Source organism: Streptomyces iconiensis (assembly GCF_028657195.3).
Lineage (GTDB): Bacteria > Actinomycetota > Actinomycetes > Streptomycetales > Streptomycetaceae > Streptomyces > Streptomyces iconiensis.
The window spans coordinates 119,386-132,530 of record NZ_JANCPR020000010.1 but is presented as its reverse complement, the minus strand read 5'-3'; the positions used below and the strand labels follow the sequence as shown (position 1 = coordinate 132,530).

Here is a 13,145-nt window from a genome sequence, read left to right as displayed (position 1 = left end):
CGGTGCGAACGCGCCTGATCGTGCGGCACACACCCGGCACGCACCCGGCGCACACCGCCTTGACTTGAAGCTCACTTGAACTTGCAGAGTTGTCCCTGTCGCCGCGAACACGCGGGGGAGAGCACGACTGAGGAGCACTCATGATTCTGGTGACCGGAGCCACGGGGAAGGTCGGCGGGCAGGTCGCGAAGCAGCTCGCGGAGGCAGGCGCCGACGTACGCGCACTCGTCCGCGACCCGGACAGGGCCAGGGCTGCGCTGCCGGAAGGCGTCGAGATCGTACGCGGCGACCTGACCGACCTCACCGGCCTGGAAACCGCGCTCGAAGGGGTCGAGGCCGCCTTCCTGATGTGGCCCCTGCACGGGCCCGAAGGCGCCGCCGAGGTCGTCGGCACCCTCGCACGGCACGCCGGCCGCCTCGTCTACCTCTCGGCCGGTGGCGGAGACCAGGGGCCCGACGAGGAGGCGGACCCGGAAGACGGCATCATGGGCGGCCACGCCCACCTCGAACGCCTCGTCCGCGACTCGGGCGCCGAGTGGACCCTGCTGCGCCCCGGAGGCTTCGCCTCCAACACCCTCGGGTGGGCGGACAAGGTCCGCGCCGGAGGTCCCGTCCGCATCGCCTCACCCCGCGCGGCCCGCGCCCTCGTGCACGAGGCCGACATCGCCGCCGTCGCCGTCCGCGCACTCCTCACCGACGAACTCGTGGGCAGGGCACCCGGAATGACGGGGCCCGAGGTGCTCACCCAGGCCGAGATGGTGCAGACGATCGGCGAGGTGCTCGGCCGCCCCCTGAAGGTCGAGGAACAGCCGCGCGAGGAGGCACACGCCGAACTGGTCGCTGCCGGCCTCCCCGACCACTACGCCGAGGGCATCCTCGACGCCCACGTCCAGATGGAGCACGAGCCGGAAGCCGCGACCACCGACTTCCCCACCGTCATGGGCCGCCAGGCCCTCACCTACCGTGACTGGGTCACGGACCACGTGGCGGACTTCAGCTGAGACCTGCCGACTGGGACCGCCGGATACGGCCCGCCGCCCGGGACCGACAGCCGAGACCTCCGGCCGCCGGTCCCGGGCTGTCGGGCGTGGGCCCCTGGGTGTGGACCGCCGGATGTGGACCGCCGGATGTGGGCCGTCTGGTGTGGACCGTTGGGCGTGGGCGGCCGGGTGCGGGCCCGTACCGGACCGGTACCGGGACGCCGTGGGCGGCAGGCGGCAGGCGGCAGTCGGTACGCGGTACGCGGTACGCGGTACGCGCGTGAGCCTCAAGCGGGCGTGCCCCCGCTCCGGGCGCGGAAGGCGGCCGGTGTCTCACCGGCATGGTGGCGGAAGAACTTGGTGAAGACCGTGGCGTGGTGGAAGCCCAACCGTTCGCCGACGGCGGTGGCGGGCAACTCGGTGTGCAGCAGCAGCCGTTTGGCCTCCAGCATGAGCCGGTCGTCGAGGAAGCTCTTGGCACCGCACCCGACGGCGGCGTTCGTCGCCCGGGTCAGGGTGCGCACGCTGTAGCCCAGGCGCGCTGCGTAGTCCTCGACGCGGTGGGTCCGGGTGAAGTCCTCCTCCACCGCTTCCTGGAAGCGCTGGAAGGTCGCGTCGCCCATCGGGGTGCGCCGGCCGCCGGAGAGGCTGGACAGGCGCAGCACCAGCACCGCCAGCAGATGCCTGGCCACCGCGACATGTGCCTCCAGCGGCAGGTCCCGCAGGTGGTGGTACTCGTTCTCCAGCATCTCCAGCGTCTGCCGCAGCGGTTCCCCGGCCGGGGGAGCGGGCGCGAGGGGGAGCCGCCAGGCCCGCCGGTCCAGGCGCGCGGTGGCGACGGTCGCGGCGTCGAGGATGCTGGGCCTGAAGAGTACGACCGTCCCCTGGGCGGCTGTTCCCGGCACCGATCCGGGCTCGGTCCTCAGCTGGAGCAGCTGTCCCGGGCGTACCCAGAGCCAGCAGCCGCTCTCCACCACGCAGTCGGTGAAGTCCACCGAGCACGGCAGCCGGCCGGTGCGTACGTGGATCACGACGTGGAAGTCGGGCCGGACGCGGGCCTCCGCGCGGCCGGCGAGGCGCCGGAGGCGTGCCGACCAGCCGGGGACGTCATGGATCTCCAGCCCGGGAGGGCCGCCGGGGGTGGCGGGGAAGGGGAGCCCGACCTCCGCGAGAGCCTGTCCGTTTCTGTTCATACCGCGTCCGACTCTACCGCGATCCCCGTGGTGGCCAGCCCTAACGTGAGCAGGGAGACGGCGGGTGGCCACGCGGACGGCCACGCCTTCGTGTGCGGCGAGCACGGTGTTCCGCGTTGACCGGAATCTTCCGTGGCGCGGCCATGTGGCCGTCGGTAACCGACTGGAAGGAACAGGCGTCACATGCGACTGATCGTGGGGATGACGGGCGCGACAGGCGCCGTCCTGGGCGTACGGCTGCTGGAGTGCCTGGCGCCCCTCCCGGGGGTGGAGACACATCTGGTGCTCAGCCGCTGGGCCCGTACGACCGTGGAGCTGGAGACCGGGCGGTCGGCGCGTGAGGTGGCTGAGCTGGCCGACGTGGTGCACGGCCCCGGCGACCAGGCCGCGCCCCTCTCCTCCGGCTCGTTCCGTACCGACGGCATGGTGATCGCCCCGTGCAGCATGAAGACGCTGGCGGGCGTCCGCGCCGGGTACGCGGACGGGCTCATCGGAAGGGCGGCCGACGTCGTGCTCAAGGAGCGGCGCACGCTGGTGCTCGTACCGCGGGAGACGCCGCTGAGCGAGATCCACCTGGAGAACATGCTGGCACTCTCCCGGATGGGGGCGCGGATCGTGCCCCCGATGCCGGCCTTCTACAACCACCCCCGGAGCGTCGAGGACATCGTCGACCACCTCGTCTCCCGGGTTCTCGACCAGTTCGGCCTTCCGGCCCCCGCGGCCCGCCGATGGACCGGAATCCGCGCGGCCCGCGAGGCGGCAGCCCTCGCGCACCACGCCACTCCCGCCGTACCGGACACGTGCGTACCGGATACGCGGGTACCGGACACGTCCGCAGCGCGGGGTCCCTCCGCGCCGGACGCCGCGTCCGCCGTCTGAAACGCGTACGCGTCGCCGCGCGCACGGCTCACTGCGCGCTCCTAGAAAGAACAGGAACAACACCCATGGCACAGCAGGACTCGGCTCTCCATTTCCGCGCGTTTCTCGACGAGTTGCTCGCCGTCGGGGACGCGGTGGCGATCGACACACCCGTCGACCCGCACCTCGAAGTGGGCGCCGTGACGCGGAGGGCCTACGAGACGAGGGCGCCGGCGCCGCTCTTCACCTCACTGACAGGCTCAGCACCCGGCTTCCGGATTCTGGGCGCGCCCGCTGGACTGAGCAGTGAGGACAAGGGCGTTCACGGGCGGCTCGCCGCACACCTCGGCCTGCCGCGGGAGTCGGCGCCGCGCGCCATCGTGGAGAAGCTGGTCGCCGCCATGCACGCGCGGCCCGTCGAACCCACCGTCGTGACCGAGGCCCCCTGCAAGCAGAACATCAGGACGGGGGACGCGGTCGACCTGGAGGAGTTCCCGGTGCCGCTGCTGCACCAGGAGGACGGCGGGCGGTACTTCGGCACCTACGGGTTCCATGTGGTGCGCAGCCCCGAAGGCGACTGGACCAGCTGGTCCGTCGCCCGCACCATGCTGCACGACCGCAACACGCTCGTCGGCCCCGCGATGCCCCAGCAGCACATCGGCATGGTCCACGCGATGTGGCGCGAGCGCGGAGAGCCCACGCCCTGGGCCATGGTCCTCGGCGCACCGCCGGCCGCGCTGGCAGCAGCCGGAATGCCGCTGCCTGCGCATGTGAACGAGGACGGCTACGTCGGCGCGCTCACCGGCCACCCTGTCGAGGTGGTCAGGACGGAGACCAACGGCCTGTATGTGCCCGCCGACGCCGAGATCGTGCTGGAGGGGTACCTCAGCCAGGACGAGACGGCGCCTGAAGGCCCGATGGGGGAGTACCACGGCTACGCCTTCGCCGAGAGCAAGCAGCAGCCGGTCTTCCATGTGGAGGCGGTGACCTACCGGGACGACCCGGTTCTCCCCGTCTGCGCCGCGGGGTTGCCGCCCGAGGAGAACCACACCATCTGGGGCACGATGATCTCGGCAGCGGCCCTGGACGTGCTGCGCGCCGCGCAGTTGCCCATCGACATGGCCTGGTGCTCCTACGAGGCCGCGACGTGCTGGATCGTCCTGTCCGTCGATCTCGCGCGGCTCGCGGAACGCCGGACGACGGAAGCCGAGCTGGTACGGGACATCGCCGAGGTGCTGTTCGCCTCGCACGCCGGGTGGCTGGTACCGAAGGTCGTGCTCGTCGGCAACGACATCGACATCACCGACATCGACCAGGTCGTCTGGGCCCTGGCCACCCGCCATCACCCCACCACGGGCAGCTACCCCTTCCCCGAGGCCCCCGGCATTCCGATGGTGCCGTACCTGACCTCAGGGGAAGCCCGTGCGGCGCGCGGAGGCAAGTCGGTCGTCAGCTGTCTTCAGCCGGAGCAGTTCCACGGCTCACACCGCGGCACCACGGCCTCCTTCCACACCTCCTACCCCCGCGCGCTGCGAGAGCGTGTCCTCGCCAACTGGGCGGCGTACGGCTACCGGTGAGCGGTGGCGCCGTCCCCCGGCGTCAATGAGGGTGACGGGCAAGGCGGCGGCAGTCGGGGCGCCCCAAGCCGCTTGACCCGTAAGGAAGTTCCCCGTCACTCAGCGGCCCTCGCGCACCGGGCACACACGGGTGTGCCTGGCGCGCGGGCGCGGGTGTGCGGGTCCTGGTGAGCGCCCGGTCTGCGGACCTGGGGCCGGGTCGGGGCTGGCGGCGTTTTCGTAGGCAGGTACGGAAGTTGGCGCCGTCACCGGGTTGCGGGGGGCAGGGGTGCGGCCATCTGCGTGAGAACGGGACTGGGTTGGCCGGTGAAACGCGCGATTGGTGCATAACTCTTCTACGTTGTGCACGTCGATGCGCCGGAACCCCGCGTTCCCGACCGCGGCGTGTGTGTGACGTCCGTGGTGGGCGGGCCGCCTGTCGGAGCGGTTTCCGGTATCAGAGCAAACCCCGTGAACTGGAGCTTCCATGCCCGAATTCGCGATGTCCCGGGGACGACCGGTCCCTGGCCTGGGGCGTCCGAGGCAATTGGCCGCGGCCTTGTCCGTGCTGGCACTCTCCGCTGCCGCGACACCCGCGACGGCGACACCAGGCGCCACGCGGGGAGGGGGTGGCGAGCCGCCGGTTCCGCAGGTGCGTGCCTATGACGGCAACCGGCCGGTGAAGGACCCCCGTTCGCTGACGAAACTGTGCGCCGACGCCGAGGGGAAGAGGGCGTCCTCACGGTGCCGGTTCATCCTCGACAAGGAGCCGACGGAGTACACCACCGCACTGACCTCGGTCGGCAACACGGTGGAGAACTGCACCGACGACCCGATCAAGGTGGAGCGGGAGGTGGAGCTGACCTCCAGTTCCACCGACAACATCGGCGGTGAGATCTCCGGTTCGGCGACCATCGAGGGCACCGTCGACAACACCGCCGAGATGACCTTCGACGACACCGCCGAGGTCTCGGGCTCGGCCACCAAGGAGAACGCGACGGAGTCGACCAACCAGACGTGGTCCCCGCACAGTGCCAAGGCCAACTCCTCCTCGACATCGAAGGCCAGCTCCAAGGCGTCCGCCACAGCGGCCGGTAAGAACACCGCCCATGTCGGCGCCAAGGACAGCGTCCACGTAGGTATGAAGGCGAGTTTCACCGCCGCCTTCAAGGCGACCTTCAGCAAGAGCTGGACGCAGACGGTGAAGGAGACCACCACACACACCTTCACCGTGCGCTCCGGCAAGGTGCTCTCCTTCGGCGTCGAACAGGCCATGTCCCGCGTCAAGGGGACGCTGCAGGTGGACAAGGACAAGCAGGTGCAGGGCATCGCCGTGGACACGCCCTCGACGGTGAACTCCAGCAATGTCGTCGCCCAGACGTTCCCGTCTCAGAAGTGCAAGGACAAGGGCCAGCAGAGCGGCCAGACGAACCCCGAGGAGGGGGACGAGGACAACAGCGGCGGTGCTCGCTGGATGAACCGGGCACGGCCGGCCGCCGGCGACAGCTCCCAGCTGACGGGCCCAGGCGACGACCGGCCGACCACCAGGCCCATGCCCAACCACCGGCCGGTGCGCGGCGATCTGGCCGTCGACGGCAGCCTCATCCCCGGCCAGCGCCCCGAGAACACCGATCGCACGCCGCTGGCCCGCGGCTGATGCCCGCCCCTCACACTTCCCGGCGTCGCTCCCGAGGACGCCAACACCCGGAGACGACATGAAACTTCCTCACAGTGACGGCCGCAGCGCCACCGTCGCGGACGCGGTCGGCCGCTGCGTGCGGGGACGGCGTTCCTGGCTCGCGGCACTGGCGCTCGCGCTGGCGGGAGCCGGCATCCTGGCCGCGCTCATGACCGGCAGCCCGGTCCCCGCTGCCGCGGCCCCGGCCGCCGCCCAGCCCTCACCGCCTCCCGCCTCGCCCGTACCCGTCCCACCGACGCCGTCGGCGCCCGAACCGAGCGCACCCCAGCCGAGCCAGCCCTCGATCGGCCAGAAGAACCCCTGCGAGAACACCGATCCGCAGGCGCAGCAGTCGCCCACCTGCCAGCAGAAGCAGAAGACGGAAGCCCGCCTGAAGCACTGCACACCGGACAGCGGCCCCGGTGCGAGTCCCAGCCCGAGTGGCAGCCCGGCAGACGGCGCCCAGACCGCCGCCGCGCCGTCCCTCTCCTCCTGCGTGGACAGCATCCACGGGCTCCACGACGCCCAGGGACACCAGGCTTCGGGCCAAGAGGGCATGGAGGGCAAGGTCGAGGGCTTCAAGGAGGGGCAGAAGCAGCGCCACACAGAGCCGGAGCAGGGCATCGCCGCCATGTGCCGGGCGACCAACGACGCGCTGGCTCCGTACCCCGAGGGCGTCTACCACTTCGACCCCCGTTGGAAGCACTGCGCCGGCAAGCAGGCGACAGGCCAAGGCCAGGATCAAGGTCAGGGCGGCGGTCAGCAGAACCCCTGAGGCGTGCCCGCCTCTCACACACCACGCTCCTCGCGCGGTCGCCCCCTGACGGGCGGCGACCGCGCACGACAGAAGGTGAACACCACAGTGCGAAAGTGCACACGCGCGGCGGTCGCCGTCGCCGCCACGATGACCGCGGGCACCTGCCTCACGGCCCAGGCCGCCGCTCAGCCGGGCCACGAGCAGAACTGGGTGCCCGTGCCCGTCGTCAACGGGCATTTCTCCCAGCCGCCCGTGACGGGGACTTCTCACCACAGCGACGATCGCCCCTGGTACTGGGGGTCGGCGGACAAGAAGAAGGGCGGGCTGGTTGTCGGACCCGGACCCGGGAGAGCGGACAGGCAGGACGCCAAGGAGCAGGCCGCCCGGATCGACGCCGTGCGCGGCAAGACGGACCCCGGCCAGTTCTACACGCGCTTGTGGGGCGTCAAAAGCGGATCGAAGGTCAGGGTCCATTTCGAGTACAGCCCTACTACCGATCCCAACTGCCCCAAGGGCGACAAGCCCAAGCAGCGCACCGAGCTCCCGCTGGCCATGGAGATCGAGGACAAGGAGCAGTGGAAGACGAACGTTCCCGCACCGCAATTCACGGGACAGGACGAGAAGGTCGGTAAGGCCAACTGGCAAAGCTCGGACAAGGACGGCGCCGCCGTCGAAGTGACCGCGACGCAGAACGACCCCAAGGTCTCCTTCGTGCTCCCCACCGACCAGATCGACAACGGGTCGGGCGGTAAGACCACGGTCAACGCGGCGTGCCACCCCATGATCGCCGCCGTGCGCGCGGAACAACTGCCCCTCAAGGTCGACAAGTCCGTCGCCAAGAACAACCTGCCACCTGCCAGGGCGTACAAGGGGAATGATCCGGAGGATGTCGGCACCGCGGTCGCGAAGTGCGCCGCTGACGCGGATTGCGCCTTCGCCATCGACCAGCGGTATTCCTACGGCTACTACGCCAAGCCGAGGCCCGTGGGCGAGGTGTACATCAACTGCACGTTCAGCGATGACGGTCAGTCGGCCGCGCTGAAGGACACCAGGGAGATCACCTACAAGGAACGGTCCTTCGACAGCATTTCGCAGAGCGCCAGGCCGCAATTCCTTGAGAACTCCTCCACCGACGGGATCGTGCCCGACGAGCCGACCGATGTGACCAACGAGGTGAGCCAGGCCGAAAAGCGCCCTTCGGCGGCTGTCGGGAAGGCGAAGAAATCGGAGGTGGGCAAGGCCGCACTCCACTTCGCCGCCGCCTGGGAACGGGTCAAGGGCCAGCCGTGGCAGTGGACCCGCAGCAGCAGCCGCACCATCGATGTGATCACGCCCAAGGGGCACGCGAGTTGGGCCGAGGTGCAGGCGGCGCGTGAGCGCGTCGAGGGCCGGTTCACCACTCCCACCAAGTCCGGTGGAGACAAGGAGCCCGACGTCTACCGCACCTTCGCCGCCTTCGACGGCCCCTCCCGTATCGCCTCGGACCGGCTCTACCAGCGGCACGGCTCCATGACGCAGACCGAGATCAATCGCTGCCAGTCCTTCCGCCCCAGCCCCTCGACCCCGGACAACGCGCCGGACACGGCCTACGACCCCGCCGACGGCGACACCCGGGACGAGGGTCTCGCCCCCGGAACCCCGATCAGCGGCACCAGGCCACCCCGAAGCTGAGCCCGCGTTCCGCCACCGTGCGGCCCCGGTCGGGCCGCCGGCCCCGGCCGGCCCGTCAGGACCGGCCGGGGCTTCCGGCTGCCGGCCTCAAGCACCGGGCTCAAGCATCGGGCTCAAGCGCCGGGCCTCGATGCCGCCCTCGGCGCCGGGTCGGCGTCGGCGTACGTACGGGGCGACTGAGCCCTCCGTTCCGAACGGCGCGGGATTTCTGCCGTATCGCCGTCGTGAGCGCTCCGGCGGCTCCCGTTCCACCCGACAGGGCCAACGGGCGGCGGCGCGGGTTTTGCCCTGGCCGGTGCCGGAAGAACAGCGGAAAGGACACGCACCCGATACGTATCCCCTTCCCTCGGCTCCCCTTCCCTCGGCTCCCCTTCCCTCAGCGTCCGCACAAAGAGTCAGGAACATGGCAGCAGCCAATTCGGCATCAGCCTCATCAGCGACATCCTTCAGGAGAAAGACCATGAACCACCTCAAGCAGTCCCTCACCGCCCTCGCCGTCGTCGCCGCTGCCGGAGCCGTACTCGCACCCTCGCCCGCGCACGCGACCGCGGCACCTTCGCAGCACGCCTCGGCGCGGGGTCACGCGCAGGCGATCAACAGCCAGTGCGACCCCACCCTTTGGGGGACCATCTCCCAGGACGAGGTGCGCTGGTACTACGACAGGGCGCAGGGCATGTGCGTCATGGCCGACCAGGAGCGCGCACCGCTCCGCCGCGACGAGTACTTCGACAACTACGGCGACTGCGAGCACACCTGCGGCAGTTGAGCCGACCGCCGACCGCCGACCGCCCGTCGCCGCTGCCGGGCGTGGTGCCTGAGCCGGGGCCCGCATCCCATTTCCGGGAAGCGGGCCCCGGCGTCCCGTTCGCAGTGCTATGCGTAGAGGATGAGTCTGATGACGGATGGCAAGGGGCCGGGGCTGGTGAGGTTCTATCTCGCCTGCGATGCGGCGGACTGCGGTACGCGTGCCGTGTTCGACCTCGTGATCGAGACCTCGCCGCCGCCGATCGAGGAAGACGTGATCGGCCACATCACCCACAGTGGAGCCGAGGCCGCCGACTACATCAAGGAACAGGGCTGGACGTTCATCCAGACCTTCGGCTACTTCTGCCCCACCTGTTCGACCCCGCGCTCCGAGCGCCGAGCGACCCCGCCGACGGCGCGGCGCGCCGCTCCCCAGCGGCGTACCCGCCGGGCACCGAAGCGGCCGTAGGCGGGCGCGGGCAGGCGGGCCGCCCCTTCTTGCCGTGCGGGTCCGGGCTGCCGCACAGGGCAGCCGGGGTCGGGAGATGGACGTGTCCGTCCTACGCGACCTACGGTCGTGGCCATGGCTGCCTCGACCACCGCACCGATGTCCACCGACACCTTCTGGGCCGATGCCGGGAGGCATCTCGTGCGCTACGGCGGCGAGTTCACGCCGGAGATCATCGACCACGCCGCCGGGAGTTTCCTGTTCACCGAGGGCGGCAGGAAGATCCTGGACTTCACCTCGGGCCAGATGAGCGCGATACTCGGCCACTCGCACCCGGAGGTCGTCGCCACCGTTCAGCGGCAGGTCACCTCCCTCGACCACCTCTTCAGCGGCATGCTCAGCCGCCCGGTGGTCGACCTCGCCCGGCGGCTGGCCGGTACGCTGCCCGCGCCGCTGGAGAAGGCGATGCTGCTGACGACCGGAGCCGAGTCGAACGAGGCCGCGATACGGATGGCGAAGCTCGTCACCGGCAAGCACGAGATCGTCTCCTTCGTGCGGTCCTGGCACGGCATGACGCAGGCTGCCGCTTCCGCCACCTACAGCGCGGGCCGCAAGGGTTACGGCCCGGTGGCGCCCGGCAACCTCGCCATCCCGACGCCGAACACATACCGGCCCGACTTCACCACGGACGACGGGTCCCTGGACTGGCGCCGCCAACTGGACTTCGCCTTCGACCTGGTCGACGCGCAGTCGACCGGCAGCCTGGCAGCGTGCCTCGTCGAACCGATACTCAGCTCGGGCGGGATCATCGAGCCGCCCGTCGGGTACTTCGCTGCCCTGCGGGAGAAGTGCAGGGAACGCGGCATGCTGTTGATCCTCGACGAGGCCCAGACCGGCCTGTGCCGTACGGGGACCTGGTACGCGTTCGAGCGTGACGGCATCGGTCCCGACATCCTCACGCTGTCCAAGACGCTCGGTGCGGGATTCCCGCTCGCGGCCGTGGTCACCAGCGAGCAGATCGAACAGGAGGCGTACGAGCGGGGGTTCCTGTTCCTCACCACACACGTGTCCGACCCGCTGGTCGCGGCCGTCGGCAACACCGTCCTCGACGTACTGACCGGCGAACGGCTCGACGAGCGCGCGCGGTCGCTCGGCGCTTTCCTCCGTCAGGGCCTGGTGGACATCGCCGGGCGGCACGAGGTCGTCGGCGACATCCGCGGCCGGGGCCTGCTGGCCGGGCTGGAACTCGTCACCGACCGCGGTACGAAGCGGACCTCCAACGAGCTGGGCGTCAGGGTCACCAAGCGCTGCCTCGAACTCGGCCTGCACATGAACATCGTTCAACTGCCCAGCATGGGCGGCGTCCTGCGGATGGCACCGCCGCTGACCGCCACAGAGGAGGAGCTGTCGCTGGGCCTGAGCCTCCTGGACCAGGCGCTCCACGAGGCCGCCGCCGCGCGCTGAGCAGGCGACGCCTTCCCTGGTGAGAGCCGTGGAAGCGCCGCCTCCCCGCCCCTTTTACGCCCCGGCCGTCAGTGGCCAGCTGCCCGTTCTGTCCATGTCCACTTCTGGTCAGTCCCTTTGAGGCCACCGTACTTCGCTGAATGTCGGCGCTGCGGGCTGTCCGTTGATGGCAGTATCTGAGCCGCCGGCAATTCATGGGTGATCGACGAGTAGTCGTTCTATGGGGGGCAGAAGATGTCTGGCAGTCGTATTTCCAGAGCCGTAGTCGCGGCAATCTCTCCCGCACTGATCGTGGGCGGGGCAGCGTTCGTGCTTTTGGGTCCCGGTGACACAGGTTGGGACAGTCAGCGGCCGTTCGCCAAGAGCACGGGAGAGAACGGTGCCGGTGATACGGGATGGGACGTTCCCCGTCCGTATGCACCCGGATCAGGCGAAGACACCGGCTGGGACTGAGCGAGTTCGGTCCGGCGCGATCCAGATTGCGTGGCCGGGCCTGAGAACGCTTTTCCGGGCGGTGTGACGGGAATGCCGAGAGGGGCGGAACGGTGGCGGAGTCAGCACGGGCAGCATCGGTTCATGAAAGCGCTGGGGGAGTGGAGCCCCGTGAGTCAATGCGGGCCCTGCCCGGCTTTCTTCAGCACCGGCTGACTCTGCTGACCGGAAAACCGCTCCCGGGTCAGAAACCGCCTCGCTGGACGCCGACCTATCATCTCCTCGCCGCCGTGGGCGCATTGGCGGCCGGCACGGCACTCGCCACCGCTCTATGGGTCCTGGGGGGCTGGTGGCTGTTGCTGCTGCCGGTCGGCTGGGGGATCACCCTGCACGGCATGCGCAATCTGCGCATGATGATCTTCCACCAGTGCGCGCACCGCAATATGTACCGGCGCCGTACGCCCGACACCGTGATCGGCCGGGCCGCCGCCGCGCTTCTGGTGATCCAGAACTTCGAGCGCTACTGCCGGGAACATGTGGCCGATCACCATGCCGTCCACCACATGACCCTGCGCGATCCCACGGTGCAGGCGTTCCTGATCAGCCTGGGCCTGGCGCCGGGGATGACGCGGGACGAGATGTGGCGGCGGGTACTCGGCAAGGTGTTCTCGCCGCTCTTCCACCTCCGGTTCGCTGTCGCACGGGCGCGGTCCTTCTGGACCGCCTCGGCGCCGGTCGAGAAGGTGACGGCGGGGCTGCTGTACGGGGGCGTGCTCGGGGCCACCGTCGCCACCGGTACCTGGGCCGCTTTCCTCGTGGTGTGGTGCGTGCCGCTGATTCCGCTGTTCCAGATGAGCAACATCCTGCGGCTCTGCGTCAAACACACCTTCCCTTCGAGGGAGGCCGAAGTACGCAAGGGCCGTGAGTACTTCGCCGGCCTGACCAACGCCATATTCATCGGTGAGGCGGCACCCGCCGGCGGGGGTGCGGGAGCGTGGTGCCGGTGGAGCGTGCGCATGCTCTTCCTGCACGCTCCCACCCGCTACCTGGTGCTCACGGGCGACACCGTCGTGCACGACTTCCACCACAGGTACCCGTCGAGCAGGGAGTGGCACGACTACCTCTTCGCCCGGCAGCGTGACCTGGAGACGGGACACCGCGGCTGGCCCGGCTACGAGCACGTCTGGGGGCTCGTACCCGCCATCAACCGGGTCTTCGACTCACTGGCGGCAGCCGACCCGGACGAGTACAACGCCACGCGCCTGGCCTCGGTGAGCAAGCGGGAACTCTTCGCCGCTTTCGACGACTGACGGGAACGTGCGGCGCTCGGCCGACGACGGGCACGCGACGTTCGACCAACGACG

General features: G+C 70.0%; 11 protein-coding genes. 10 read left to right on the top strand and 1 reads right to left on the bottom strand.

All coding sequences use genetic code 11. The features are described 5' to 3' along the window. Positions 1 to 140: 140 nt before the first annotated feature. Positions 141 to 1,001, top strand: coding sequence for an SDR family oxidoreductase (locus NMN56_RS12540; protein ID WP_274040121.1), 861 nt, complete (start codon positions 141 to 143; stop codon positions 999 to 1,001). 266 nt (positions 1,002 to 1,267) lie between these two features. Here the strand turns inward: NMN56_RS12540 and NMN56_RS12535 are convergent, their stop codons facing one another. Then, entirely contained in the window at positions 1,268 to 2,173 is a 906-nt protein-coding gene (locus NMN56_RS12535; protein ID WP_274040120.1) for a helix-turn-helix transcriptional regulator, read from the bottom strand. 183 nt (positions 2,174 to 2,356) lie between these two features. Here NMN56_RS12535 and NMN56_RS12530 point away from each other — a divergent pair, with 183 nt between their 5' ends. The 9 genes from NMN56_RS12530 to NMN56_RS12490 all read left to right on the top strand — a co-directional run bounded on the left by NMN56_RS12530 (position 2,357) and on the right by NMN56_RS12490 (position 13,091). Next, positions 2,357 to 3,052 carry a non-oxidative hydroxyarylic acid decarboxylases subunit B gene (locus tag NMN56_RS12530; protein ID WP_274040119.1) on the top strand — a complete coding sequence of 232 codons (696 nt, stop codon included), beginning with the start codon at positions 2,357 to 2,359 and terminating at the stop codon, positions 3,050 to 3,052. A 65-nt stretch (positions 3,053 to 3,117) separates the two neighbouring features. Then, positions 3,118 to 4,608 carry a UbiD family decarboxylase gene (locus NMN56_RS12525; RefSeq protein WP_274040118.1) on the top strand — a complete coding sequence of 497 codons (1,491 nt, stop codon included), beginning with the start codon at positions 3,118 to 3,120 and terminating at the stop codon, positions 4,606 to 4,608. Between the two features lie 538 nt (positions 4,609 to 5,146). Continuing rightward, the gene (locus tag NMN56_RS12520; RefSeq protein WP_274040117.1) at positions 5,147 to 6,244 is read left to right on the top strand and encodes a hypothetical protein; all 1,098 of its coding nucleotides are present in this window, start codon (positions 5,147 to 5,149) and stop codon (positions 6,242 to 6,244) included. A 58-nt stretch (positions 6,245 to 6,302) separates the two neighbouring features. Further along, positions 6,303 to 7,040: a hypothetical protein gene (locus NMN56_RS12515; RefSeq protein WP_274040116.1), complete on the top strand. Its 738-nt coding sequence runs from the start codon at positions 6,303 to 6,305 to the stop codon at positions 7,038 to 7,040. Between the two features lie 87 nt (positions 7,041 to 7,127). Beyond that, complete coding sequence (locus NMN56_RS12510) at positions 7,128 to 8,693, top strand: hypothetical protein (RefSeq protein WP_274040115.1); 1,566 nt, start codon at positions 7,128 to 7,130, stop codon at positions 8,691 to 8,693. Between the two features lie 460 nt (positions 8,694 to 9,153). Beyond that, entirely contained in the window at positions 9,154 to 9,459 is a 306-nt protein-coding gene (locus NMN56_RS12505) for a hypothetical protein (protein ID WP_274040114.1), read from the top strand. Between the two features lie 129 nt (positions 9,460 to 9,588). Beyond that, a complete protein-coding gene (locus NMN56_RS12500; protein WP_274040113.1) occupies positions 9,589 to 9,906 on the top strand; it encodes a hypothetical protein in 318 nt (105 codons plus the stop codon). Between the two features lie 114 nt (positions 9,907 to 10,020). Then, positions 10,021 to 11,349, top strand: coding sequence for an aspartate aminotransferase family protein (locus tag NMN56_RS12495; protein ID WP_274040112.1), 1,329 nt, complete (start codon positions 10,021 to 10,023; stop codon positions 11,347 to 11,349). 722 nt (positions 11,350 to 12,071) lie between these two features. Continuing rightward, positions 12,072 to 13,091 carry a stearoyl-CoA 9-desaturase gene (locus NMN56_RS12490; protein ID WP_274040111.1) on the top strand — a complete coding sequence of 340 codons (1,020 nt, stop codon included), beginning with the start codon at positions 12,072 to 12,074 and terminating at the stop codon, positions 13,089 to 13,091. The last annotated feature ends 54 nt before the right edge of the window (positions 13,092 to 13,145 follow it).

Coding starts and splice junctions, on each gene's coding strand:
- NMN56_RS12505 (WP_274040114.1), top strand. CDS start 9,154: ATGAACCACCTCAAGCAGTCCCTCACCGCCCTCGCCGTCGTCGCCGCT.
- NMN56_RS12515 (WP_274040116.1), top strand. CDS start 6,303: ATGAAACTTCCTCACAGTGACGGCCGCAGCGCCACCGTCGCGGACGCG.
- NMN56_RS12495 (WP_274040112.1), top strand. CDS start 10,021: ATGGCTGCCTCGACCACCGCACCGATGTCCACCGACACCTTCTGGGCC.
- NMN56_RS12525 (WP_274040118.1), top strand. CDS start 3,118: ATGGCACAGCAGGACTCGGCTCTCCATTTCCGCGCGTTTCTCGACGAG.
- NMN56_RS12500 (WP_274040113.1), top strand. CDS start 9,589: ATGACGGATGGCAAGGGGCCGGGGCTGGTGAGGTTCTATCTCGCCTGC.
- NMN56_RS12540 (WP_274040121.1), top strand. CDS start 141: ATGATTCTGGTGACCGGAGCCACGGGGAAGGTCGGCGGGCAGGTCGCG.
- NMN56_RS12530 (WP_274040119.1), top strand. CDS start 2,357: ATGCGACTGATCGTGGGGATGACGGGCGCGACAGGCGCCGTCCTGGGC.
- NMN56_RS12535 (WP_274040120.1), bottom strand. CDS start 2,173: ATGAACAGAAACGGACAGGCTCTCGCGGAGGTCGGGCTCCCCTTCCCC.